The organism is Thermostichus sp. MS-CIW-40 (genome assembly GCF_054058315.1).
The window spans coordinates 38,890-63,692 of the sequence record NZ_JBSSAC010000015.1 but is presented as its reverse complement, the minus strand read 5'-3'; the positions used below and the strand labels follow the sequence as shown (position 1 = coordinate 63,692).

The 24,803-nt window shown below is 59.6% G+C and carries 20 protein-coding genes and 1 pseudogene; 12 read left to right on the top strand and 9 right to left on the bottom strand.

Features of this window, described 5'->3' with window-relative positions; all coding sequences use genetic code 11:
* Positions 1 to 61 precede the first annotated feature (61 nt).
* A complete protein-coding gene (locus ACVWXF_RS06825; protein ID WP_414330709.1) occupies positions 62 to 307 on the top strand; it encodes a hypothetical protein in 246 nt (81 codons plus the stop codon).
* Here ACVWXF_RS06825 and ACVWXF_RS06820 read toward each other — a convergent pair.
* From ACVWXF_RS06820 to murQ, 5 genes are all read right to left on the bottom strand, one after another.
* Complete coding sequence (locus tag ACVWXF_RS06820; RefSeq protein WP_457473997.1) at positions 304 to 1,704, bottom strand: ferredoxin:protochlorophyllide reductase (ATP-dependent) subunit N; 1,401 nt, start codon at positions 1,702 to 1,704, stop codon at positions 304 to 306. The two genes, ACVWXF_RS06825 and ACVWXF_RS06820, sit on opposite strands and share 4 nt — an antisense overlap.
* Before the next feature lie 29 nt (positions 1,705 to 1,733).
* Positions 1,734 to 2,711, bottom strand: coding sequence for a protochlorophyllide reductase (locus tag ACVWXF_RS06815; protein ID WP_457473996.1), 978 nt, complete (start codon positions 2,709 to 2,711; stop codon positions 1,734 to 1,736).
* Between the two features lie 158 nt (positions 2,712 to 2,869).
* Positions 2,870 to 3,706 carry a ferredoxin:protochlorophyllide reductase (ATP-dependent) iron-sulfur ATP-binding protein gene (bchL, locus tag ACVWXF_RS06810; RefSeq protein WP_041437180.1) on the bottom strand — a complete coding sequence of 279 codons (837 nt, stop codon included), beginning with the start codon at positions 3,704 to 3,706 and terminating at the stop codon, positions 2,870 to 2,872.
* A gap of 372 nt (positions 3,707 to 4,078) precedes the next feature.
* Entirely contained in the window at positions 4,079 to 5,365 is a 1,287-nt protein-coding gene (locus tag ACVWXF_RS06805; protein ID WP_457473995.1) for a recombinase family protein, read from the bottom strand.
* 21 nt (positions 5,366 to 5,386) lie between these two features.
* Positions 5,387 to 6,316, bottom strand: coding sequence for an N-acetylmuramic acid 6-phosphate etherase (murQ, locus tag ACVWXF_RS06800; protein ID WP_457473994.1), 930 nt, complete (start codon positions 6,314 to 6,316; stop codon positions 5,387 to 5,389).
* Positions 6,317 to 6,684: 368 nt separating this feature from the next.
* Between murQ and ACVWXF_RS06795 the strand changes: the two genes are divergently transcribed.
* Positions 6,685 to 8,085, top strand: a complete 1,401-nt coding sequence (locus ACVWXF_RS06795) for a histidine phosphatase family protein (protein ID WP_457473993.1) — start codon at positions 6,685 to 6,687, stop codon at positions 8,083 to 8,085.
* A 2-nt stretch (positions 8,086 to 8,087) separates the two neighbouring features.
* Complete coding sequence (locus tag ACVWXF_RS06790; protein ID WP_457473992.1) at positions 8,088 to 9,458, top strand: dihydroorotase; 1,371 nt, start codon at positions 8,088 to 8,090, stop codon at positions 9,456 to 9,458.
* 98 nt (positions 9,459 to 9,556) lie between these two features.
* On the opposite strand, the gene ileS is transcribed toward ACVWXF_RS06790, so the two are convergent.
* The 3 genes from ileS to ACVWXF_RS06775 all read right to left on the bottom strand — a co-directional run bounded on the left by ileS (position 9,557) and on the right by ACVWXF_RS06775 (position 15,366).
* On the bottom strand, positions 9,557 to 12,340 hold the full coding sequence (gene ileS / locus ACVWXF_RS06785; RefSeq protein WP_457473999.1) for an isoleucine--tRNA ligase: 2,784 nt from the start codon (positions 12,338 to 12,340) through the stop codon (positions 9,557 to 9,559).
* 566 nt (positions 12,341 to 12,906) lie between these two features.
* A complete protein-coding gene (locus ACVWXF_RS06780) occupies positions 12,907 to 14,100 on the bottom strand; it encodes an RNA-guided endonuclease InsQ/TnpB family protein (protein WP_457473991.1) in 1,194 nt (397 codons plus the stop codon).
* Between the two features lie 351 nt (positions 14,101 to 14,451).
* The gene (locus ACVWXF_RS06775; RefSeq protein ID WP_457443182.1) at positions 14,452 to 15,366 is read right to left on the bottom strand and encodes a hypothetical protein; all 915 of its coding nucleotides are present in this window, start codon (positions 15,364 to 15,366) and stop codon (positions 14,452 to 14,454) included.
* Positions 15,367 to 15,486: 120 nt separating this feature from the next.
* On the opposite strand from ACVWXF_RS06775, the gene ACVWXF_RS06770 reads away from it, so the two are divergent.
* Both ACVWXF_RS06770 and ACVWXF_RS06765 read left to right on the top strand, forming a co-directional pair.
* Positions 15,487 to 15,861 (top strand): rhodanese-like domain-containing protein, encoded by a 375-nt coding sequence (locus ACVWXF_RS06770; RefSeq protein WP_011432658.1) that lies wholly within the window; start codon positions 15,487 to 15,489, stop codon positions 15,859 to 15,861.
* A gap of 157 nt (positions 15,862 to 16,018) precedes the next feature.
* Positions 16,019 to 17,821 (top strand): aminopeptidase P family protein, encoded by a 1,803-nt coding sequence (locus ACVWXF_RS06765; RefSeq protein ID WP_457473990.1) that lies wholly within the window; start codon positions 16,019 to 16,021, stop codon positions 17,819 to 17,821.
* Between the two features lie 27 nt (positions 17,822 to 17,848).
* Here the strand turns inward: ACVWXF_RS06765 and rlmN are convergent, their stop codons facing one another.
* Entirely contained in the window at positions 17,849 to 18,907 is a 1,059-nt protein-coding gene (gene rlmN / locus ACVWXF_RS06760; protein ID WP_414349738.1) for a 23S rRNA (adenine(2503)-C(2))-methyltransferase RlmN, read from the bottom strand.
* A gap of 732 nt (positions 18,908 to 19,639) precedes the next feature.
* Here rlmN and ACVWXF_RS06755 point away from each other — a divergent pair.
* The 7 genes and pseudogenes from ACVWXF_RS06755 to ACVWXF_RS06725 all read left to right on the top strand — a co-directional run bounded on the left by ACVWXF_RS06755 (position 19,640) and on the right by ACVWXF_RS06725 (position 24,799).
* A complete protein-coding gene (locus ACVWXF_RS06755; protein WP_457473989.1) occupies positions 19,640 to 20,296 on the top strand; it encodes a CpcT/CpeT family chromophore lyase in 657 nt (218 codons plus the stop codon).
* Positions 20,271 to 20,411, top strand: a complete 141-nt coding sequence (locus ACVWXF_RS06750) for a hypothetical protein (protein WP_457388212.1) — start codon at positions 20,271 to 20,273, stop codon at positions 20,409 to 20,411. The genes ACVWXF_RS06755 and ACVWXF_RS06750 overlap by 26 nt, the downstream gene beginning before the upstream one ends.
* Positions 20,412 to 20,450: 39 nt before the next feature.
* Positions 20,451 to 21,293 (top strand): annotated as a pseudogene (locus ACVWXF_RS06745) (YihY/virulence factor BrkB family protein).
* Positions 21,294 to 21,318: 25 nt separating this feature from the next.
* Positions 21,319 to 22,410 carry an L-threonylcarbamoyladenylate synthase gene (locus tag ACVWXF_RS06740; protein WP_457397728.1) on the top strand — a complete coding sequence of 364 codons (1,092 nt, stop codon included), beginning with the start codon at positions 21,319 to 21,321 and terminating at the stop codon, positions 22,408 to 22,410.
* 14 nt (positions 22,411 to 22,424) lie between these two features.
* Positions 22,425 to 22,955, top strand: coding sequence for a 5-(carboxyamino)imidazole ribonucleotide mutase (gene purE, locus ACVWXF_RS06735; protein ID WP_457473988.1), 531 nt, complete (start codon positions 22,425 to 22,427; stop codon positions 22,953 to 22,955).
* Positions 22,956 to 23,035: 80 nt separating this feature from the next.
* A complete protein-coding gene (locus tag ACVWXF_RS06730) occupies positions 23,036 to 23,794 on the top strand; it encodes a hypothetical protein (RefSeq protein ID WP_457404221.1) in 759 nt (252 codons plus the stop codon).
* A gap of 324 nt (positions 23,795 to 24,118) precedes the next feature.
* On the top strand, positions 24,119 to 24,799 hold the full coding sequence (locus ACVWXF_RS06725; protein WP_414390730.1) for a DUF3318 domain-containing protein: 681 nt from the start codon (positions 24,119 to 24,121) through the stop codon (positions 24,797 to 24,799).
* Positions 24,800 to 24,803: the final 4 nt, after the last annotated feature.

The window sequence follows — 24,803 nt, the reverse complement described above, 5'->3', positions numbered from 1 at the left end:
CTCCGTCCCGCTAACGCGAATGGAAACAAACAGAATGCTATCGCTGCATAGTTGAACAGTGATGTTCAGCAGTGTTCAGCGTAAATGTATCAGCATCACCACCCAAGCTACAGAGAAGGGGTTTATCTTTCGCTGCCGACTGCTCCAGCAAGATGGCTCTTGCGAGTCGGAGATTGGCACCAAAGCCTACGGCTACTTTCAAAACGAGGCCGAAGCTATTCTGGCGGGCATGGTCTGGATCGACCGGCAGCAACTGCCAGATCACCTAGACGGTCTACTGTTTGACAATGAGGAGCCGGAAGGTTAGATAGGGGCTTCTTCTCGCACCAGCCGCTCCCAACCCAAGCCTTTGAGGGCAGCATTGCGCCGCAGCGGTCGGGTCACCAGCTCCAGCAGAGCCTGGGTGTTGCCGAAGCCGTGGATCTGGGCGAAGGTGAACTCCACCGACCACTTGGTGGTTATCCCGCGCGCCTCTAGGGGGTTGGCGTGGGCCATACCTGTGATCACCAGATCCGGCTGCAGGGCCTTGATGCGCTGGATTTGGTTGTAGTTATCCGGCTTCTCTACGATGGTGGGCTTGGGTACCCCCATCTCTTCGCAGGTGCGCTCCAAGAGGGCCAGCTCAGCCGCCTGGTAGCGTTTGTCCATGTAAGGGATCCCGATTTCCTGCACCGTCATGCCGCAGCGCACCAGGAAACGGGCCAGCGAGATCTCCAACAGGTTATCGCCCATGAAGAAAACGCTCTTGCCCCGCAGCAGCTCCCGATAATCCCGAACCTGGGGATGGCTCCACACTTCCGCTTCCCGCTCTGCCAAGCCTTGAGTTGGGATCCCCAATTCGCGGGCAATGGCTTCTATCCAGGCGCGGGTGCCATCCGGCCCGATGGGAAAAGGAGCGGTGATGAGCTTAGCCTTTTTACGGCGTACCAGCGTGGTGGCTGTGCGGCTGAGGAAAGGATTCACCCCCACCACATAGGTGCCCGGCTCGATGGCCGGCAGCTCCCCATAGCGTTTGGCCGGCAACCAGCCGGAGACGCGGATCCCGTATTTTTTCAGCTCCAGAGTGAGTTGGGTAACCACCGGATCCGGCACGGAGCCGAAGATGACCAGCGGCGGGTGGGGGTGGAAGCCCTCTTCCTCTTTCTTTTTGCCGGAGCGCAGCCCGTAGAAAAGGGCCTGCAGGCCGCCCCGCGTCTCCCGCTCCTCTTCCTGCACCTGCTCCGGGCAGCGCTGGGCCATGGAAGCCAACACCGTGTCTTCCCCCTGGGTAAAGGCGTAGTCGAGGCCGTTGGCCCGTGCCACCACAATCGGGATCCCGATCTCGGCCTCTAGCTTCTGTGCCAGGCCCTCCAGATCCATTTTGATGATCTCGGTGGTGCAGGTGCCGATCCAGACGATGACGCTGGGGTTGCGATCCCGCTGGATTTGCAGGCACAGCCGCTTCAGCTCCTCGTAGTCGTTGAGCTTGGCGCTGATATCTCCCTCTTCCAGCTCGGCCATGGCATAGCGCGGCTCGGCGAAGATCATCACCCCCATGGCATTTTGCAAAAAGTAGCCACAGGTTTTGGTGCCGATCACCAAAAAGAAGCTGTCTTCGATTTTGGGGTAGAGCCAGGCCACGCAACTAATCGGGCAGAAGGTGTGGTAGTTGCCGGTCTCGCATTGAAAGTGGAGGGTATTGGAAGTATCCACAGCAGCAGTCATCGTCGGCTCCTAGAAAAGGGTTTGTCAAGCTAGAGGGCGACCAACTGGGGCACGCCCACCAATTTTTCGCTCAGATCCCAGAGCAGCTTGGCCTTGGCCTCGTCCCCTGCTTCGTCCGAGACTTCTTGGTTAAAGGGCTTGGCATTCTTGCGTTGCCGGTTGCCCCAGCTCCAGTAGAACCCTGACTGGCGAAACTCGGGATCCGCCACCACCTGGGCCACCCGCTCGCCGGCCAGCTCCTGGGAGACATAGCCACCGGTGATGTTTTTTTGAAACCAGGGGAAGAGCTTTTGGAACAGGGGATAGTGATGGCGGAAGAGGCCTGTTTCCGCCACGCAGCCGGGGTAGAGGGAGAGGAAGGTGATGCCGGTGCTCTCGTGGAAGCGGCGGTGCAGCTCCCGCATGGTGAGGATGTTGCAGACTTTGCTGTCTTTGTAGGCCTTGACGGGATCGAACTTGCCGCCATCGGCCATGCTGATCGGCTCCTTGAAACCCTGGGCAAAACCCCGCAGATCCCCCAGGTGGGGTTGGGGCGGGATCTTGCCCCCCAGCTCCTTGGGGTTGTGGGTGACGGTGCCCAAGATCACCAGCCGCCGATCCGGGTAAGTGGAGCGCTTCAGATCCTCCAGCATCAAATGGCAGAGCAAGAAGTGCCCCAGGTGGTTGGTGGCCATGGTCAGCTCATAGCCCTCCGGGCTGCGCAGGGGCTGCTTGAGCAAGGGCATGTAGATGGCGGCGTTGCACACCAGGGCATCCAGAGAGCGGCCCGACTGGCGAAATTGCTCGACAAATTGCCGCACACTGGCCAGGCTGGCCAGATCGATCGGCATCAAGGTGTAGCTGCCCTGGGGGATCCCCACCTGCTGGGCCATCCGCCGGCCTTTGTCCAGATCCCGACAGGCCATCACCACGTGCCAGCCGCGCTTGGCCAAGGCCAAAGCTGAGTATAGGCCAACACCCGAGGAAGCTCCGGTAATCACGACGGTGGGTTGCTCTTGTCCTTGCATATCCAACTCCTGTGCCATTTCCTTCCCAAAGCGGGATCCCTACAGGATCCATCTTGGGGGGGAAAGCGGATCGGACAACAAATTGATAAGGTTTGCGACGGTTTTCCGAAACAGTGGCTTCATTTTTGGACACACTGCCCCCGCTGGCAGGGGATCCGTCACACCAGGGCCAGTTGACGGGCCGGAGTGTTGTAAAAGTCGGAGAGCAAAGCAAACAGCTCCCGATCCTCGGCAGGTTGGGGCACGATCCCTTCCGGGCGGGCCAGCAGCTCATCGGCGATGTTCAGGTAGTACTGGCAGACGGGCTCCAGGCTGGGATCGGTTTCCGCCATCTCGAAGAGGGTCTTGCCCTTGACCCGCGAGACGCGAATATCTTCAATGAGGGGAAGCACCTCGATAACCGGCATGGGAACTGCCGAGACGTATTTGTCAATCAGATCCCGCTTACTGGTGCGATTGCCGATCAGCCCGGCCAACCGCAGCTTGCGGGTTTTGGCCTTTTCTCGCACCGAGGCAGCAATCCGATTGGCGGCAAACAGGGCATCAAAGCCGTTGTCGGTTACGATCAGGCAGTAGTCGGCGTAGTTGAGGGGAGCCGCAAAACCGCCGCACACCACATCCCCCAGCACATCGAAGAGGATGACATCGTACTCATCGAAGGCGTTCAGCTCCTTCAGGAGTTTGACGGTTTCCCCCACCACATAGCCGCCACAGCCGGCCCCTGCCGGGGGCCCACCCGCTTCCACGCAGTCCACGCCGCCGTAGCCGCGGTAGATCACATCTTCTGGGTAGATGTCTTCGTGGTGATAGCCCTTGGCTTCCAGGGTGTCGATGATGGTGGGGATGAGAAAGCCGGTCAGGGTGAAGGTGCTGTCGTGCTTGGGATCACAGCCAATCTGCAAGACCTTTTTGCCCCGCCTGGCCAAGGCCACCGAGATGTTGCAACTGGTGGTGGATTTGCCGATCCCACCTTTTCCGTAAACCGCCAATTTCACAGCGCGTTCCTCCATGGGGCAGACAAGGGACATTATCGGCAGCCAACCCGCCCCCTGAGAACTGTTGCGAAGGATAAAGGTGGATCCCTCAAAAAGCTAGAAGTTCCCAGATCTTGCAAATGGTCCTAAGAAAGTTCCCAGGGCTTCTCAAGTCGATTTTTGATGTTTTTCCCGATTTTAGTTTTAGATATACTTTCATCAGTGATCAAAAGAAAACAATTCCAGATGACAATTCACCCAAATCGGGAAGGATTCAGCTATGCCATGGCGCTGATCCCGTCCTCTTGGCTTGTCGCTGAGGCAGGGCTGAGTCGAGAAAGAATCAAGAATGGTCTCAATTCTGGGGGGAAGGTGGGGGGGAACCCTTCGCTCTCAGGGATCAAAGGCAAACGTAACTCGCACCGCTCCTGCAGAATCCACCTCGATCCTGCGCAGGAATTCCCGCAGGTAGGCACGCCGTTCGGTCTCGCTGAGGTCTTGCCAGAAGGGGGGGATGGAGAGGGTTTGGATGGTCTGGGTGAGGTTGGCGGGGGGGAGTTGCTCCAGCTTTTGGGCCAAGCGGGCCGTCTCTGCTCGCAACTGGTAGCGACGCTGGGCCAGAGAGGCTTCGTCCATCAGTCCAGATTGCTGTAGCTCTTCCAATTGCCGCAGCCGCTCGGCGTTGGCCTGGATTTGGGCTTGCAGCTCTTGGCGGGCTTGAGTGAGGGCTTGTCGATCCAGCGTCTGGGCGCGTTGGGGCAGTTGTTCGCACACCTGCCGGATCACCTCCTGCAGGACTTCGGTGTAGGGGAGGCTGTAGCGACAGGTTTGGCAGCGCAGATAGAGGTAGAGGGATCCGTTCTTTTTCCCCTTGCGAGGGGTGGTTTGCACAATGCGCAGAAGGCTGCCGCAAGAACAGCAATGAACCAGGCCGGCCAAAGCGCGGGGAGCACTGGCGCTGCGGCGAGGGATCCCTTGGTTGCGTTTGAGCCAGCGATCGATCTGGGCGGCTTCCGTGCGGCTGAGAAGGGCCGGGTGAGTGTCCCGCAGGGTGGTGCCGTCGGCATAGGCCAGATCCCCGCGGTATACCGGGTTGAGCAGCCAGTTGCGTCCGGTGGCCACAGAAATCCGCTTGTGGTGTTTTTCCTCCAAGAAGCGCACCGCCCGCCGCAGGGATCCGTAGAGGAGAAAGTGCTGGAAAAAATCTTGGATGATGCTGGCCTGCCGGCGATCCAGCACGTAACGTTCCCCTTCGCGGCGGTAGCCAAAGGGGGCAGGGCCAGGGGGGGGTTTGCCCGCCAGGCGGTTTTGGGCTTGGCTGCAGCAGAGGCGGCGGCTTTGCAACTGATGGGGGATCTCGGCCAGCAGCGGGATCCAATCGGCAGCCTTGGTGGGGGTTTGCAGACCGGATTCGGTGACCAAGCTGAGGCGGATCCCGGAGTGTTGGATTTGCAGCAGCCGCTCGTGAATTTCATCCGCCCGATCCCCCAGATCCGACAGGCGCAAGAGCAGCACTTCCTGCACCCAGCCGGCTGTGATGCGCCGGAACAGCTCCTCCAGATAGGTTCGGGATCCCCAATCGTGCAGGATGAGATCGGCCCCTCGCCCCTGGAGCCAGGCCAACTCCTGTTCCGGCAAAGGGGCATGGGAAGGCGTGTAGAGGTAGCCGCAAACGCTCATGGACAAGCCATTCAACTATTGTCACCGCCGCTGCGCCAGAACGGAATCAAGCACCTGGCGAATGTTGCCCTGGGCCTGTTGCAAGTGCTGACGAGCTTCCTGAGCAGAGCACCCCATCAAGGCCACAAGGATCGCGGTTTTCACCTCTCCATCACAAGCCTGCAGCAATTGGGCAGCCGCGGCGGGATCCAGATCGCAGGCTAGGGCCACCATTCGCTCCGCCCGCTGCTTGAGCTTGGCATTGCTGGCCTGGAGATCCACCATCAGGTTGCCATAAGTCTTGCCCAAGCGGATCATCACTCCAGTGGAGATCGTGTTCAACACCAGCTTTTGGGCTGTGCCGGCTTTCATGCGGGTGGATCCGAGGATTACCTCCGGCCCCACCAAAGGGGCAATAGCAATATCCACCTGCTCGGTTAGAGGAGAAGGGTGATTGCAGGCCAGGCCAATCGTGAGCGCCCCAATACTTCTGGCGGCTTGGATCCCACCCAGCACATAGGGGGTACGACCGCTGGCAGCAATTCCCACCACACTATCTTGAGCTTGGAGGTGGAGACTCTCCAGAGCGCGGGCAGCCGCTTCTGCGTCGTCCTCTGCACCCTCTACCGCCTGGGTCAGGGCTTTTTCCCCCCCGGCGATCAAAGCCACCACCTGGGTGGGGGAAGTGCCAAAAGTGGGCGGGCACTCAGCCGCATCCAGCACCCCCAGCCGACCTGAGGTTCCTGCCCCGATATAGATCAGCCGCCCGCCGCGACTCATCCGCTCGGCAATGGCATCGATGGCTTGGGCAATCGGCTCTGCTTGAGCAGCCACCGCTTCCGGCACCCGCCGATCCTCAGCGTTGATCCGTTTCACCAGTTCCCAGGTGCTGAGACGGTCGATCTCGGCTGTAGCCGGGTTGGGGCTTTCGGTCAGGGATCCGGGATCCCAAGCCAATTGTGGAGAAACCATGGCAGCGCTTGTCCAGGCAAGAGGGATCCGCCTTCAGGGATCCTACACTTTGTCTTCTCGGATTCTATCGGTGGCAGGGGGCTCTCCTGAGGGAGCAGTGGAGGGAAAAACTGCGCCAACAGCACCACAACAAGGGCAAGGAGCACCAAGCCGGCCCCCTTCGCCAACGTCCATTCAACCAAAACCTCTGCCAGCGGAAACGCAGCGCGGCCATTCTCCAAAGATGCCCCCATCACAAGCGGCGACCAGCCCAAATACGCCTCAGTCGGCAGCCCAACCGGTGAATTGAGGAAGGCGAGCGCCGCCCAGTGGCGGTACTCTAGAAGGTGTTCTAAGGACTCCGTCCCGCTACTGCGATGAGTAAGTCCATGCAAGCGATGGCAAGGACTCCGTCCCGCTACCGCGACCAGCCTGCCCTGCGCATCTTGATCGTGCGCCATGGTGAGAGCACCTTTAACCTGGAAAATCGCATCCAAGGCCGCTCCGATCTCTCCCGGCTCACCCCCACTGGAGAAGGGCAGGCGCAGCGTGTAGCCGAGGCCCTGGCCGGGATCCCGTTGGATTGCGCCTATTGCAGCCCCCTGTCTCGCGCCCTCGAGACAGCTCGCATCCTTTTGAAAGACCGAGAAGGGATCCCTCTGCACGTTACCGATCAACTGCGGGAGATCGACCTGACGGCCTGGGAAGGGCTGACCTTTGCCGAGGTGCAGGAGAAATACCCCGAAGATTACCACCTGTGGCGGCACCATCCCGACACCCTGGAGCTAGAGGGCCGCTTTCCGGTGCGGGATCTCTGGCAGCAGGCGCAGGGGTTTTGGGAAATGCTGGCTTTCCATCTGCAATCGGCTTCGGGCCCCTGGAACCATGGAGCGGATCCCTCCCCAAGGCAGCCCCTCAATATCCTCATCGTGGGCCACAGCGGCATCAATCGCGCCCTGGTCAGCACCGCCATCGGCCTGGGGCCACACCACTATCACCGCCTCGGGCAGGATAACTGCGCCATCAGCGTTCTCAATTTTCCCGAGGGCCTGCAGGGGCCGCCACAACTGGAATCTCTGAACATCACCGCTCACCTCGGCCAAGCCCTGCCCAAGCGCAAGCAGGGGATGCGCATCTTGCTGGTGCGGCATGGGGAAACCCAATGGAACCGAGAGCGCCGTTTTCAAGGGCAGCGGGATATCCCCCTCAATGCCACCGGGGAGGAACAGGCAGCCAAGGTGGCAGAATTTTTGGCCACTCAACCTCTGCAACTGGCCTTCTCCAGCCCCCTGAAGCGCCCTTGGGCCACAGCCGATGCCATCTGCAGCAACCACAGCAACCTCATTTTGCGCCCAATGCCCGACTTGCAAGAGATCTGCCACGGCGACTGGGAGGGCAAGCTGCAAAGCGAAGTCGAAGCCGAATACCCCGGCGAGCTGGAGCGCTGGCAACGGGATCCCGCCAGTGTGCAGATGCCCAATGGGGAAAACCTTCACCAGGTGTGGGAGCGCACTCGCTCCGCTTGGCAGGAGCTTTTGGCCATCACCGCAGCCCAGTTTCCTCAGGGCACGGCGGTTGTTGTTGCCCACGATGCCATCAACAAGGCGATCATCTGTCAGTTGTTCGACCTTTCCCCCCAAGCCTTTTGGATCTTCAAGCAGGGAAATGGCGCCATTACGGTGATCGACTATCCAGAAGGCAAGGAGGGTGCCCCGGTTTTGAAGGTGTTGAACCTCACCACCCATCTGTCCGGCCAGATCCTGGACTGCACCACCGCTGGAGCTTTGTAAAGATGGGCTCATCCCCTCTCCGCGAGCTAACAGGACGACTAACAGGACAAAATGTGCATCTCCAGGGAGTGCGCCTGTTGGATCCTTGGCGTCAGCGGGATGAAGTAACCGATGTGTGGTTGCAGGAGGGTCGTCTGCGGGCCACCGAGCCGGCAGGGATCCCTGCCGACATCCCCACCATCGATGGCTCAGGTTGGGTGGTGGGGCCGGGTTTGCTGGATCTGTATGCCCACAGTGGCGAGATGGTTGGCAGCGGTCGCGTAAGCGGTGCGGAGCACTTTCTGGCCCACAGTCGGGAAACCCTGACCTCTTTGGCTGCAGCGGCTTTGGCGGGAGGCTTTACCCAGGTGGGGCTTCTGCCCACCCCCCTTCCTGGAACCGGCCTATTTCCGGTGCTGGATCACCCGGAACACCTGAACCGCTACCCCCGCCAACGTGGGGATCCCCGCTGGCTGCCCTGGGCTGCCCTGAGCGTGGGTGGCCAGGGAGAAACCCCAACCCCCTGGGGAGAACTGGCGCAAGCGGGAGCAGTTGGCTTTGCAGAGGTTCAGCCACTGCGCTCCTTGGCTTTGGTGCGGCGGGCTCTGGAGTATTTGCGGCTGGAGAATAAACCCCTGCTGCTCTGGGCCTGGGATCCCACCTTGGCCGGGCAAGGCAGCCTCTACGAAGGGATCTGGGCGCTGCGCCTAGGGCTGAAAGGGATCCCTGCCAGTGCCGAAACTGCCGCTCTGGCCCGTCTCTTGGAGGTGATCAGGAGCGTTCCTTCCCCTCCGCCTGTGCATATTATGCGCCTGAGCCAAGCCCGCAGCCTGGAGCTGATCCAACAGGCCCAAGCCGAAGGACTGCCGGTTACCGCCAGCGCCACTTGGATGCACCTGATCTTGTCCGAAGAGGCCGTCTTTGAGCACCGCTACGATCCCCACCTTCGCCTTCTGCCCCCTCTTCCCAGCGCTGGCGACCGGGAGGCTCTGATCGCCGGGATCCGTTCCGGCAACTTGGGGATCGCTACGGATCACCACCCCTACACCCATGAAGAGAAAACCCTGCCCTTTGCCGATGCCCCGCCGGGGGCGATGGGCCTGGAGCTGGCTCTGCCGCTGCTGTGGCACCATTTGGTAGAAACGGGATCCCTGACGGCGCTGCAACTGTGGTCTGCCCTCAGCCTGTACCCGGCCCGCTGCCTAAACCTAGATCCGCCCACCCTTACCCCCCACAGCGACTGGGTGCTGTTTGATCCCACCCACCCTTGGACGGTTTCTGTTGCCACCCTCCACTCCCGATCGCCAGCGACTCCCTGGCTGGAGAAAACCCTGTGCGGCAAGGTGTTGCACACCCATGTCGAGGGGATCCCATCCCGCAGCTCTGCCCCTTGATCCCGAAGAAGGCCGACAAGACCTGTCCGGAGAAAGAGCCAATTCAAAGAGGGGGATCCCTTCCCGCCAGCAGGACGAGTCCTTAATTCAAAACTAATTCAAAACTCCCCGGCCAGAGCGGCTACACAACGCTCACACAGCTCTGGATGTTCGGCAAATTCCCCCACACGGGTGGAATAGTTCCAGCAGCGCACGCACTTTTGGCCGTCAGCCGGAAAAACAGAGACCTCCAAGCCTTGACCTGAGGTTTTCTCCAGTTCCACCTGTGAGGTGATGAACAAGTAGCGCAACTCGGCAGCCCGCTCCTGCAAAAGAGCGTATAGGCTGGGATCCGCTACCTTCAGGATTACCTTGGCCTCGGTGGAAGCGCCGATGGGCTTAAAGGACTCCGTCCCGCTAACGCGACCGGTACGGGCTTGCTCCAGAGCCTTGTTCACCTCTTGGCGCACCTCTCGCAGCTGCTCCCAAATGGCCGCCAACTGGGGATCCCGCCAGTGCTCCGGCAGCTTCATCCACCCCCCCTCAAACACCGAACGGGTGGGCTTGGGATAGGGCAGATGGCTCCAAATCTCTTCGGCCAGGTGGGAGAGAACGGGGGCGATGGCCTTGGCCAAGTTCTCCAGCAACAGGGAGAGCACCGTTTGACATTGGCGCCGCCGCAGACTTTGGGCATGGCTGATGTAGAGGCGATCCTTGGCAATATCCAGGTAAAAGTTGGAGAGATCCACCACACAGAAGTTCTGAATCGCCTGGAAAAATCGGTAGAACTGATAGCTGGCAAAAGATTCGCCGATCTCGGATCCCACCTCGTGCAGGCGGTGCAAAATGTAGCGGTCTAGCTCCGTCAAGGCTTCAAAAGGAACGGCATCCTGAGTTGGATTGAAGTCGTAGAGGTTGCTCAGCAAAAAGCGAGCTGTGTTGCGGATTTTGCGATATACATCCGCCATTTGCCCAAGAATGGTCTTACCCAGCGGCACATCCCCGGAGTAGTCCACACTGGAGACCCACAGGCGCAGCACATCCGCCCCGTAGGCGGGATCCGTCTGGGGATCTTTGCCGCCGTTAATTAACACCAGCGGATCGATGACATTGCCCAGGGACTTGCTCATTTTCTGGCCCTTCTCGTCCAGCACAAACCCATGGGTGAGCACCGCCTTGTAGGGGGCATGGCCGTTGACGGCCACGGAGGTAAGCAAACTGGATTGGAACCAGCCTCGGTGTTGGTCGGAGCCTTCCAAATACAGATCCACCGGGTAGCCCAACCCCTGCGCCTTGGCCACTGCCGCCCAGGAAGAGCCGGAGTCAAACCACACGTCCATGGTGTCCATCCCTTTGCGGTAGGTGCGGCCATTGTGGCGGTACTTCTCCGGCAGCAACTCCTCCACCGGGCGCTGCCACCAGGCGTCGGATCCCTCTTGGGCGAAGATGGCCTTGATGTGGTCGAGGGTCTCGGCGGTGAGCAGAACCTCGCCGGTTTCTTCGTCGTAAAAGACGGGGATGGGCACACCCCAAGCCCGCTGGCGGGAAATACACCAATCCGAACGCTCCGACACCATAGCGGTGATGCGGTTCTCCCCGATGGCCGGGATCCATTTCACGGTTTTAATGGCCTGCAGGGCCAGCTCCCGGAAGCCAGCTACAGACGCAAACCACTGCTCGGTGGCCCGGAAAATCGTTGGCTCTTTCGTGCGCCAGTCGTAGGGATATTTGTGGTTGTAGGGCTCTTCCTTGAGCAAAGCCCCCGCAGCCTGCAGAGCCTGGATGACAGCAGCATTGCCGCTGGTCTCCGGCTTCTTGGAGAGCACATCCAACCCGACGAACTGGGATCCGGCCTCGGCGGTAAATCTCCCCTGATCGTCCACAGGGCTGAGAATGGGCAGACCATACTTTTGGCCGGTTTTGAAGTCATCTTCCCCATGCCCCGGAGCTGTGTGCACAATGCCGGTGCCGGACTCGGTGGTGACGTAGTCCCCCAGCACGCAGAGGCTGGCGCGGTCAAAGAGGGGGTGCCGTCCTTGACTGTATTCCAGGGCGGATCCCGGCAGGGTGGCCTTGATCTCCAGAGGCGTCTCCAGAACCTTCTCCAGCCGCTCCCGCAGATCGGCGGCGATCAACAGCAGGCCGAAGCGGGGAGACTCCACCACTGCATAGGTGAGCTTGGGGTTAAAGCAGAGAGCCAGGTTGGCCGGGATCGTCCAAGGGGTGGTGGTCCAGATGGCTGCCCGCAGGCCCGGCATGAAAGGCTCCAAAACCGGCTGCGCCGCCGGACTCAGGCTCTGTAGCGGAAAGGCCACGTAGATGCTGGGGGAGATGTGGTTGTCAGGGTACTCCAGCTCCGCTTCCGCCAGAGCCGTCTGGGAGCTGGGGCTCCAGTGGACGGGTTTGAGGCCGCGGTAGATGTAGCCCTTGAGGGCCATTTGTCCAAACACCTCAATCTGTGCGGCTTCGTACTCCGGCGACAGCGTCAGGTAGGGCCGATCCCAGGATCCCCATACCCCCAGGCGCTGAAAACTGGCCCGCTGCACATCAACGTAGTGCAGGGCGTACTCCTTGGCTTTTTGTCGCAGCTGCAGAGGGGTGAGGTTTTCCCGCTCCTGCGGGGTGAGGCTTTGCAACACTTTCAGTTCGATGGGCAGGCCGTGGCAATCCCAGCCGGGCACGTAGCGCACCTTGCGCCCCTGCAGGATGTGGTACTTGTTGACGATATCCTTGAGGATCTTGTTGAGGGTGGTGCCCATGTGGATATCGCCATTGGCGTAGGGCGGTCCATCGTGCAGGACAAAGGGATCCCCAGGATTGTGGTCGGCAAGGCGCTGGTAGATTTGCTCTTCCTGCCAAAAGGCTTGAATGGCGGGTTCTCTCTTGGCGGCCTCTGCCCGCATGGGAAACTGAGTTTGGGGCAGGTTGAGGGTACTTTTGTAGTCCACGGCAACTCGAGCCAACTAGAGGGCGTCCTTCTATCCTACGCTGTTGCCTTATCCTCAGCAGTCCATCCCTCACCCCTCTTGTGGGACAGGGGATCCGAAGCCCACGGTCACCCAGAGCGCCTGGAGCTCTCAAACGGCTCCAACAAACCACCGCATGAACTCCCTGATCGAGAAAACAAGAAAAGATTTGTGCTAGTCTCAGGGTGTCGTTTAGTAAGGGAGGTTCCTGCGGATGCCAGATAGTAGTAGTTGTAAGGGTCGTCAAGTTGGGTTCAGCCGGCTGTGCGCCGGGGCTGTTCTCTAACGGTCTGAACTTAGATCCTTCAGTCTGCTGAAGGGTCTTCACGTTCTGGCTCGCTTGGAGTTCCTCCCGGCAGTCAGGTTCCAGTTGAAGGCCCGCTAGACCGCTCTTTCCCTGACCGCCTGTTGTTGCCTTGGGGGTGGGAGAGAGCGGATAGTTTTGCAGATAGCTGTAGCGGGGCTTGGAATGGACGGGCGTGTAAACTACCCGGCTCCGACCGCTAAGCGGTACGGAGCGGGCTTTCAGTAGCCCTGAGCCTGCTCTGCTCTACCAGAGAACAAAACAGGCCCGAACCTCTAGGCTGGTTTACGGCAGCCCCCAAAAGCGCAATCACATTCGCACCATTCAAATCCGCATCTCCTTCCCATCCACAGTGCCCACACTTGAACGACTTGCCACTGCGGTAGGACTTGCCCTGCTCAGGGTGGATGTGTAAGCACCGGTGACAGGTCTGCGACGTGTAGGCAGGCGGCACAAGAACCAGAGAAACCCCTGCAACCCTCGCCTTGTATTCCAGAAACTGGCGTAGCTGGTAGAACGCCCAACTGTTGGTTCTGCGCCGTTCGGCCTTGTTGCGCGGCTGTTGATTGACCCTTTCCCGGATCCCTGTCAGGTCTTCCAGGGCAATAGCGCTGTTTGTGGTCTTTGCCCTAGAGACAATAGCTTTGGAGATGCGATGATTGACCCACGCCTGAAAGCGCTTCTCCTTGCCAGACAGCCGTTGCAGCAGTTGACGGCATCTGCGCCGCGAACTGCGTGTGCCCTTACTGGCTTTGCGTTGGAGTACCGCCCTCAACCGGGAGTAGCGCTCTCGGACTCTGCTCAACTGCTGTCCATTCCAGTTGTCCCCCTCTGACGTATGGGCAATATCCGTCCTGCCCAAATCCACCCCGATCACCTTGTCGGTATCTTGTTGCTTGGGTGGTTTTTTCTCTACGCAAATCTGGATGTAGTAGGAGCCATCCTTCCGCTGGACTAGGGTGGCCGATTTGGGGTTAGAGCCAGCCAGCATTCCCCTCTGGTAGTTACCAATGGCTAGCTCAAAGCGTTCTCTCCCTTCCACCGTGGTCAGCGACACCGTCCAGTCTTTTTGACGGAACGAAAAGATACGGGCGTCGTAGGTAACAAAGCCGCTCTTAAACTCCTTGACGGGACGCTTTTTCTGCTTAGCCACTTTGCGGGAACCCGCTACCCGTCTGCACACCTGTTGAGCCAAGTTACTGGACAAGCCAAACCGGGCTCGAATCTCGTAGTAGCAAAGGGATTGGAGTTTGACTGCGTTGACTACTTTTTCTGGTGTGTTTTGGTTGACCCAGTTCAATGCCTGTACAAAGGCATCCATCGTCGCGTCCAATTTGGCGGCTTGCGACGGGGACACCTTGAGCTTACAGGATATGGTCAGGACTTGGCTCATAAGTTCATTGTACTTCATCAAAGCGCATTCCTCCCGACACCGACCCTACGGGTACAGTGCGGGGCTCCTGCGATTTCTAGCTGAAGATGCCAATGTTTCTTGAGGTTGGGTCCTTTCAAGACACCTCGACCCAACCTTTCGAGACCCCTCGGGATTGTTCGGTCAATTGCTGGCAGGAGTGGGGCGATCCACCACCGGAGCACCAAGGGAGTCGCCGCTATCGCAACCGCTCAAAAATAGGGCCAGCACCAGAAAGCAAACAAGCTGAGGGGCGCATAGTTTCCCATCTTAACAAGCTCAACTGCCTGTCCAGATTACCCCAGAGCCATTCCTCATCATCCTGAAGATTTCCTAAGGGACGGTGGGGATGGCCAGGGATCCCTCCAGAGCCAAGCGATCGCTGACGGTGAGACGCCGGCTCTCCAGTGTGATGCCCGTTTGGTTAACCAACATCACCGAGATCCACTCAGCACCGGGTTCTTGGGGAGCATCCGCCTGTAGGAAGATCCCTCCGGCCTGTAGAGGTTCGAGAGCAAACGAGGTCACCTCTGGGTAGCCCGCCCCGGCAACGGGTTGTTCGGCAACGGCGCCCAACAGCAAAGAGTGGGTGAGAGGCTCTGCCACAATTGCCTGCAGCGAATAGGTGGATCCCGGTTTGACCACCTCTGGCAGGTTCAAGGTGACGGTGGGAGGAGCAGATCCAGAGGTGAGGGTGCTGGCTTCCCGCAGCACTTCTTGGTCAATCAACAGCAGTTGTCCGGGATTGGCCGGATCTGGACGATAGCGATTGCGCACCAGGGCAGAGGCTTCTACCTGAAAGTCCCCCCGCACCGAGGATTGGGATCCCTCTACTTGGCTGAGAATATCCGCAACAATCTCAGGGCCCACCTGCCGCCAGGAGAGGATCTGGGCCGAATAGGTGAGCTTGGGATGAGAGCTCCACAGCTTGCGGATGGCACCTTCCACCTCTTCCCGGTCCAGCCCATCTCGGTGGCGGAAGTCGGGGCTGTAGCCGGCCATCACCCCTGGCAAATCCCGCCGGTTGGCGGCGGCCACCTGCTGGCTTAGCCACTCCACCAGGGCGGCTGGCGGTGGGCTGGAAACTTGCCGTTGGATCCCGCTTTCTAGGGGCATCGGGGCAGCTTGGGCCCAGGCCGAGGACTCCGTCCGGCTGACGTGACCGGCTGTCAATCCAAGGGGGATGCTCCAGCTCACGGCCAGAGCAAGGGGCCAAAGCAGTTGCGGAAAGTTAGATCGGGATTTCAAGCCATGGGCCTCCAGCCGGCAAATCTGGATCCCAGTCTAGCCTTAGGGCAGTTGGGATCCCAAAGTCCAGACCAGATAAGATCGATTGGAATAAGCTTTGGCTCATAGCGCCTGTTCTCCATGGCTCCCCAGCACTCTCCAGCTTTCTTGGCCCTGGTCAACGAGGCCAAAAGCCGCATCCAAGAACTGACAGTCGAGCAGGTCAGGCAAAAACAACTGCAAGGGGATCCCTTCTATTTTGTGGATGTGCGGGAAGAGTCGGAGTGGCAAGCCGGCCACGCTGCCGGAGCCATCCACTTGAGCAAAGGGATCATTGAGCGGGACATCGAGAGGGTGATCCCCGACAAAGAAGCGGAGATCGTCCTGTACTGCGGCGGCGGGTTTCGTTCGGCGTTGGCAGCCGATAATCTACAGAAAATGGGCTATCGTCGGGTGATCTCGATGGATGGGGGCATGCGGGCTTGGCGAGAAGCGGGCTTTCCTGAGGAGCGCTAGAGCTGGCGGATTTCTTCCCTCACCCATAGGAAGAGGGGGGTATTGGCTGCTATCTGGCTGCTATCTGAAATGGCCGACCACTGAAGGCGGGAAGTGGGGGCGGCCCAACCTTGTTTAGAATGGCGATAGCCTGGCCGTTTAGCTTTACCCCTCTGCCATGCTCCAAACCCTGCCCCGCCTGGATGTTGCCGCCCGTTTGCAGCAGTTGCGCCAGCTTCTGCAAGAGCAAGATCTGGATGGCTTTTGGGTTCCCTCTGCTGATGAGCATCTCAATGAGTATTTGCCGGAACATCGCAAGCGGCGCCAGTGGATCACAGGCTTTACCGGCTCGGTGGGGGATGCCTTGATCACCCGGGACAGGGCTTGGCTGTGGGTAGATCCCCGCTATCACGAACAGGCGGAGCGGGAGGTGGATCCCAACCTATTCACAGTGATCAAAGGAGGTCTGCCGAATCAGCCCAGCCTGATGGAGATTGTGGAAGAGCTGGGATCCGGCTTTCGCCTGGGGGTGGATCCCTTTACGGTGGCAGTGGCCACCTATCGCCAGTTGCAGGCCCATGCCCAAGCGGGAGGGGTGCTCTTGATCCCGGTCATGGAAAACTTGGTGGATAAGCTGGCTCAGGGATCCGCTCCTGTCGCTCCCTTTGACCGGCCCATTGACTCGGTACCCACCCACCTAAGCGGGGCCACCCCTGCAGAAAAGCTGGCCCAAGTCCGGCAGGAGATGCGCCGCAAGCGGGTGGGACTGTTGCCCCTGACCAAATTGGATCAGGTGGCCTGGCTGTTTAACCTGCGGGGATCCGACATCCCCTACAACCCAGTGTTTTGGGCCTATGCTTTGGTCAGCCTAGATAGAGCGGCTCTATTCACAGATCTGGAGCGGCTCAGTCCCCCATCTCGGCAATTTCTGGCAGAAGCCGGGGTGGAACTCTGGCCCTACGAGACCTACAGCCAACAACTGCCCCAATGGGCCAAGAGCTATGCGCCGGTGGGCTTGGATCCCAAGCAGACCACCCAGGGCACTCAAGAGCTGCTGCAGGATGCGAGCTGCCGCGAGCTGGAGCACCCAGTAGAAGCCCTCAAGGCCGTGAAAAACCCCACCGAGCTGGAACAGATGCGCCTGGCCAACCGCAAAGCCAGCCGGGCCAAGATCCGTACCCTGGCCTGGATCGACCGGCAAATCCAACAGGGGATCCCCATCAGCGAAGCCGATGTGGCCGCCATCATGGAGGCCCATTACCGGGAGGAAGGGGAGTGGGTGGGCCTGAGCTTTAACACCATTGCCGGCGCCGGCGCCAACAGCTCCATCATCCACTACAGCACTCCGGATCCCCAAAAGCTGCTGCAGCCGGGCGAACTGTTTTTGTTGGACTCCGGATCCCACTACTTGGGGGGCACCACCGACGATACCCGCACCGTTTGGATTGGCCCGCAACCCGCGGATCCCTTGTGCAAGCGGCGCTATACCGAGGTGCTCAAGGCCCACATTCAATGCGCCCGCCAGATCTTCCCCCCCGACACCTATGGAGTCTCGTTGGATGGGATCGCCCGCTCTACCCTTTGGCAGGCCGGGCTGGACTATGGCCATGGCACCGGCCACGGTGTCGGCGCCTTTTTGAATGTCCACGAGGGGCCCAACGGGATCCACCGCCGCGCCAGCACCCCTCTCAAAGTGGGCATGATCAACAGCATTGAGCCGGGCTACTACCAGCCGGGATGGGGTGGGATCCGCCTGGAGAACCTCTACGAGGTGATTGCCATTCCCGAGCCGGAGGGCTGGATGGGCTTTCGCTCCCTGACTTGGATCCCTTTTGATGGGCGCTTAATCGATTGGGAACTGTTGAACGAGGCGCAGCGAGCCTGGCTGGACGAGTATCACCGGCAGGTTTACGCCATGCACTACGCCACCTTGCCAGAACAGGATGCCGCCTGGCTAAAATGCGCCTGCGGACTGAGCTGATGTACTCGCGCAAGCGTTGCGCGGCGATTACAAATCCCCTGGCAAAGAACGCAGGAAGGATCCCCGCAGTTGACCACATGCGGCATTGCCATCCAAGCCACGGGTTTGGCGCACAGTGGCCCGCACTTGGTGCTGTTCGAGCTGGCGGACGAACTCTCTGACCCGTGTCGGGTGGGGGCGTTGATAGTCAGCTTCAGAGATGGGGTTGTAAGGGATCAGGTTCACGTGCAGTTGTACCCCTGACCGGCTGGCCTGCTGCAGCAATTGCGCCAGTTGGCGGGCATGAATGGGCAGATCGTTGACCCCCGACAGCAGGGTATATTCAAAACTGACTCGCCGCCCGGTGCGCAGCATGTAGTCGCGGCAATCCTGGATCAGAGTGTCCAGAGGGTAGTGGGCTGCCGAAGGGATCAACCGTTGCCGCAGGTCTTGATTGGGGGCATGCAAGCTGACGGCCAGGGTAACTTGCAGATCCTGCTGCGCCAGCCAGGCAATTTGCCGGGGTACCCCCACCGTCGAGAGGGTGATATGCCGTTGGCCGATGCCGATATCTTGATTCAGGCTGCGGATGGCTTGTACCACCGTATCGCGGTTGAGCAGGGGTTCCCCCATGCCCATAAAGACCACATGGCTGACGCGACGGCCAAAATCTTCCTGCACCGTCAACACCTGATCCAGAATCTCGTGCAGCTCTAGGTTGCGCCGGTAGCCCATCTTGCCGGTGGCACAGAAATCGCAGGCCATCGGGCAGCCCACCTGAGAAGAGACGCAGACCGTCAGACGCTTGGCCGTTGGGATCCCTACCGTTTCGATCAACTGCCCATCTGCCAGCCCCAGCAGAAACTTCACGGTGCCATCGCGGGCCTCTGTCCGTTGCACAATGCGCGAGCGTCCCACCGGGTAGCTTTGCACCGCCTCTCGCCAAGCCCTAGGAAACACCGTCACCTGTTCCAGGGAGCGGATCCCTTTTTGGTAGATCCAAGCATGCAGTTGTTGCCCGCGATAGGCCGGCTGTCCTTGGGCAACCGCCCAGTCTTTCAGAGCAGACAAGGATTGCCCCAGCAGGGGAATGGGTAGGGCCGACATCAATACCATCTTAGACGAGATCTCAAGAGCATGACTCTAGTCAATAATAAGCTCAACTATACTGAAAATAATGTATAATTGTATAATATGTTCAGTACGGATTACTACCAGTTGATCTTTCTGTTTACTTTCGAGTCTGCCAACATGGTAGCCAAAGCAAAGCAGAAAATTGGTAGTAAGACGACACGGAAACTGCGCTTTGGGTATTCTACTCAAAGCTTTGCGGGATACCGCCATTCTGTTTGGACTCCGTCCCGCTAACGCGAATGGAAACAAGCAGAATGCTATCGCTGCATAGTTGAACAGTGATGTTCAGCAGTGTTCAGCGTAAATGTATCAGGCACAGGAGTCCGGCTCCTCTACTCTAGCCTGTCCCTGCAACCCAATCCCCTTCAAGAACTCCGTCCGAGTGGCGCGAACGGCCTCGTCGCCACAGGGTTGCGGTTCCCCTGCCCATGGCAACAACTCCGCCAGAGACAGGGCGGGTGACGGTAAGCAACAATGCTCTCTTAAATCCCTTAAATTCCCTTAAATAAATTAAATCAAGTTGCCCAAGGGCTTTTCCACCCCGCACTCAAGTACAGGGCTACCAAGCTATTCCCTGGTGTAGTTTTGTAGAGTGTGTTATGGAGTGCGCCATCGCGACGGAGTCCCTGACAGTTGGACAAAGTCTGCAAGATCAGGAGTGCTCAAACAGAATCTTCTCAATCTCTATTGAATCTATCTGAACCTATGTCTGTTTCCGCCCAACTGGCCCAACTGGCCACCTGGATGGCAGGGCACTTCAACAACCTGCAGCAGGCGCTTGCAGAGCCCGTCTGGTTTGCCAACATTCATGTGTACCAATGTCCCTTGCCTTGGTCGGTGTTCCAGGGGGTGGGGTTTTACGTGGAGCAACTGTACGACATTTATCCTGAGCAGCCCTACCGGCAGCGGGTGATCCACCTCTTCGATACTCCAGATGGGATCCGGATTCAAAACTATGCTCTGACAGCTCCTGACTCCTACAGGTGCGCCGGTCGGGAGTTGTTGCTAGGCAACGCTTACGCGAAGGGGAAATTGGCCGGTCTGACAGCAGCGGAGTTGGAACTCTTGCCCGGCTGTGTCACCCAGGTGGAATGGACGGGATCCTGCTATCGGGGCCGCAGCCTGCCCGGCAAAGGCTGTATTGTTGAACGCAAAGGCAGAACCACCTATTTGTACAGCGAGTTTGAGATCGGAGCCGACTACTTTCACAGCTTGGATCAAGGTCGGGATCCGGAGACCGATCAAGTGATCTGGGGATCCCTATCCGGGCCTTTTCGGTTTGTCAAAAAACAGGATTTTTCCCAGTACCTACCCCGGTGGGCTGAAGTGCTGAACCATGAGGCTGTTGGAGCAACTGGTTGAGCAGCTGCGGGCGCTGGGGATCCCGTTCGCGTCGTCAGGACGGACTTCCCGGCGAGAGTTGGTCTGGCTAACCCTGCGGTTGGCCTGGGAAAACGCGATGCGCTACCGGCTGTAAGGACTCCGTCCCGCTTACGCGATTGGCCTGGCCTCTGAAATGGCCCATAGCTCGATGTTGGCGCTGTTCCCCTTCATCCTCACGCTCCTGACCGGGGTTGGGCTGTTTGTCGGCTCCTCTGAGCAAGCCTTCGAGCGCTTGATGGAGCAGTTGAGCCAAATTGCTCCCCAAGAGGCCCTGACGCTTTTGGATCGGTATGTGCGCGAGCTCCGCTTCGGGCAAAAAAGTGCTCCGCACCGCTGACGCGAACGGGGGCTGTTGTCCCTCAGCTTTTTGGGCACCCTGTGGGCTGCTTCTGGAGCCATGGGGGCGGTGATGACAGCTTTGGATCTCAGCCATGAGATCCCTCAAGATAGGCGCCGTCCCTTCTGGAGACGCAAGCTGATCTCGCTGGTTTGGATGCTCGCCACCTTGGGGTTGACCGGACTGGCCAGCTTGATCTTTTTGTTCAGTGCCAGCTTTTTGCGCTTCTTGTACAGGAAAGCGGGATTCTTAGCGCAGGAAGTTGGCGGGCCGACTCAGTTGGATCCCTTGCGAGAGCTGGGGTTGAACTTGTGGGGGATCCTCACCTGGCCGATTTCGCTGGGGTTGGTCGTCTTCTCCTGCTGGGTGCTGTATCGATTTGGCCCCAGCCTGCGCCGACCCCAAATGCCGATTTGGCCGGGAGCCATCGTGGCCAGCCTACTGTGGGTTGGGGTGTCTTGGGGGTTGCGGATTTACGTGGAGCACTTTGGGCAGTTCAACCAAGTCTACGGGGCGGTGGGGGCAGTTATTGTGCTGCTGCTCTGGGTTTGGCTCACTTCCTTGGCGCTGCTGTTTGGGGATCAAATCAACATCGCCCTCTACCAGGCGCAAAAATGGATTGCAGAACGGGATCCCTAGCCCTTACTCCAAATCCGAGTCATGGATGCAGACGGAAATTCTCTCACCCACTCCTGAGCACATTGCCGTAGCGGCGGCAGCCTTGCTGCGGGGCCAGTTGGTGGCCATCCCCACGGAGACGGTTTACGGCCTGGCGGGCCATGGCTTGGATGAGCAGGCAGTGGCGAACATTTTTGCCGCCAAGGAGCGCCCCCGCTTCGATCCCCTGATCCTGCATCTGCCGGCTGGGGTGACCCTAGAGCAGCTGCAGGGGTGGCTGGTGGATGTGTCGGCTTTTACTCCCACCGCCCGTGCTCTGCTGGGATCCCTGATCGACACCTTCTGGCCGGGGCCCCTAACCTTGGTGCTGCCCAAGTGTCCCACCGTGCCGGATCTGGTGAGCAGCGGGTTGCCTACTGTTGCCCTGCGGGTGCCTGCTCACCCGGTGGCTCAAGCTTTGTTGCAGGCGGTGCAAACCCCTCTGGCTGCCCCCAGTGCCAATCGCTTTGGCCGCATCAGCCCCACCTCAGCCCAGGCCGTCTATGCAGAGTTGGGAGGGCGGATCCCTTACATCTTGGATGGGGGAGAGTGTGCTGTGGGCCTGGAGTCCACCGTGCTAAAGCTCAGCCCCGAAGGGATCCCAACGCTGCTGCGCCCAGGAGGGATCCCACTGGAAGCCCTGGAGGCCCACCTGGGGTTGCCCATCCGGTTGCCCCCAGAACAGGCCCCCAAGGATGGCACAACGGGCCCGCCAGAAGCGCCGGGACGACTGAGCAGCCACTATGCCCCCAGTAAGCCCCTCCGGCTTTTGCCCACCCCTTTTGCCCAGCTTCAGCCCGGCGATTGGCAACAGGTGCAGCACCTGACAACCGGTCATTCCCACCTGGGCATCCTCAGCTTTGCCACGGATCCGCAGGCTCTGCTGAACACCCTCTCCCGCCATTGGCCGGGGATCACGTTCAGTTTGGAGTGTTTGGGTTCGGATCCCAAGGCAGCCGCCCGCGCCCTCTTTGCCAGCCTGCGCCGCCTGGATGAGGGAGATGCCACACTCCTATTGGCAGAACCCCCGCCCATCTCGACGGGGTTGGGCTATGCGATGATGGATCGGCTACGCCGGGCCAGCAGCCTTTCGCGTTAGCGTCGCTTAGCGATATGGAACCTTCCCCCCTCGTTGCCATCGTAATGGGCAGCGATTCCGATTTGCCCACCCTTGCACCTGCCGCCCAGGTGTGTGAGGAGTTTGGGATCCCTTACCAATTGCAGATCCTCAGCGCCCATCGCACTCCCGAGGCGATGGTAGAGTTTGCCCGCCGCGCCCATACCCAAGGGATTCGCGTCATTATTGCCGGGGCAGGGGGAGCAGCCCATTTGCCGGGGATGGTGGCGTCCCTCACCCCTCTGCCGGTGATCGGGGTGCCGGTGCTCAGCCCATCCCTGCAGGGGGTCGACTCCTTATACTCGATTGTGCAAATGCCCAAAGGGATCCCGGTGGCCACGGTGGCCATTGGCAACGGCTACAATGCGGGTCTGCTGGCGGTGCAGATCCTAGCCAGTGGGGATCCCGATCTGCTCCGGCGGGTGATCGCCTATCGGGAAAGCCTAAAACAGGCGGTGCAGGAGAAAAACGATCAGTTGCAAGCCCAAGGGTGGAAAGCCTATCTCGACTCCACCGGCAAAGCATAAGAGCATAATTTAGAGAACGTTGACCTATCTTGCCGCCTTGCAAAGGGCCAGATAGGGCCGAGTTTTGGGAGTTGCCATCGGTGAAACATCAATCGGGTCGCCCTTCTTCCGGCCAGGGATCCTGGTCAGAGTATCTGCAGCGGGTGGGGCGTGGGGCAGTGGAGACGGGATCCCAAGTTGCTCTGTGGATCCTATCGGGGCCGCAGTGGCGGGTTTTGGCTCTGTCGGCCTTGGCGTTGGCAGGGCTGGCCTTCTGGAATGGGCGGCTGGCGCTCTCTCTGGGGGTGGGCACCTTGGTGATGTTGGGGCTACAGGGGGTGCGCAGCCCTGAGTTCAACCGCCGCTGGCAGGAGTGGCAAGCTTGGTTTCGGCAGGCGGATCGCTGGCTTTTGCTGGCAATTGGTTCGGGAGCAGCCGCCACCTTGGGCACCTACACCCTCATCTCCATCTGGGCAGAATCCACCCAACGCTGGCTGGCCACCGGTGCCATTCTACAGGGATTGGCCACTCTAGCCTTGTTGTCGCTGCTGTTTGGGGAGTGGCTCAGGGGCCGACAAGAGCGGCAACGGTCTCAATTGGAGCGCGACCTCAGCGACATTGCTTCTCCCGATCCCTTCCGACGGCTGGCGGGCGTTCGCCGCTTGCAGAGCTTAATGTCCCACCTGGATCCCGAGCAAACCCGGCTGGCGGTGGATTATCTGCGGTTGGCCCTCGACCAAGAGACGGTAGCGGTTGTGCGGGAAGCCCTGCTGGAGGCCCTACAGGGATGGGGGATCCTGCGCCGCCTCAACGATTTGACCAATCTCAAACACCCCAGCAGGGATCCCTCTTCAAACTAAGATAACGGCTGTCTTGGTCCTCAAGGGTTTGACTGGGATGATAAATTCAGTCCCTTGGGCAATCCGCCAGATAGATTGCTCACCTCAGGTTTAGCTAAACCGCCGAGAAGCCCCGCGCTGTATGCGTAGCAACCCTGCGGGAAGCTAGCTACAGGGTCGGGAGTATGTTACGCGGCATACCCCCTTTCCATCTAGGCTCAGGCTTGTCCCTCTGCCGCCAGCCCTATTGCAAAAAGCTTGCTTGGAGCTGGCCTGCAAGGAAGGCTAGAATCTTTTACTATGGGCAATCCTCTCCAGCCGCTCCCTTAGCCGCACTGTGCCAGCATGTATACCATTTCCGACTTTGACCGCCTGATCCAGTTTCTCCCAGTGGAGATCCGCCCTGAAGTGCAGATCGAGATCGGCACCCCTGACCAGTCTCGGGTTGTGCAGCCGTTGTGGCGCTTCCCCTGGCAAAAGTACTCTCGCTTTGCCATTGACCTCAGCCGTTGGCAGAAGCTGAGCCCTGACCAGCAGAAGATCTACTTCTTGCGAGAAGCGGTGATGGCCACAGAGCTGGCTTTGGGGGATAACTGGTCGGCGTTGTTGCTGTATCCCGCCTTGATCGGGGCCGGCAGCATGGGCATTTTGGTAGAGCTGCAGATGGGAGATAACCTCGGCGTTGGCTTAGCAGCAGGCTTGGCCGCGTCAGCGGTGTTTCTGTTGCGCAAAGCGGAGAAGGGCCAGAAGGCCCAGGTAGCAGCCGACGAGTTTGCCGTGCGCTATGCCTCCCAGAATGGCTACACCTCCGAGCAAGCTGCTGCTATCTTGCTGAGCGCGCTGCAGCAGGTGGCCATCCTCGAAGATCGCGTCAAGAACGACTACGACACCACCATGCGCCGCCGCAACCTGGAGTTCTTGGCGCAGCGGGGCCTGGGATCCGGCACTCTAACCATCAACCCCAAGTACCGCAACAAAGGCCAGAGCTCCAACCCCAATCCTTACCAAAACCCCTTCCAGCGCTGAGTCT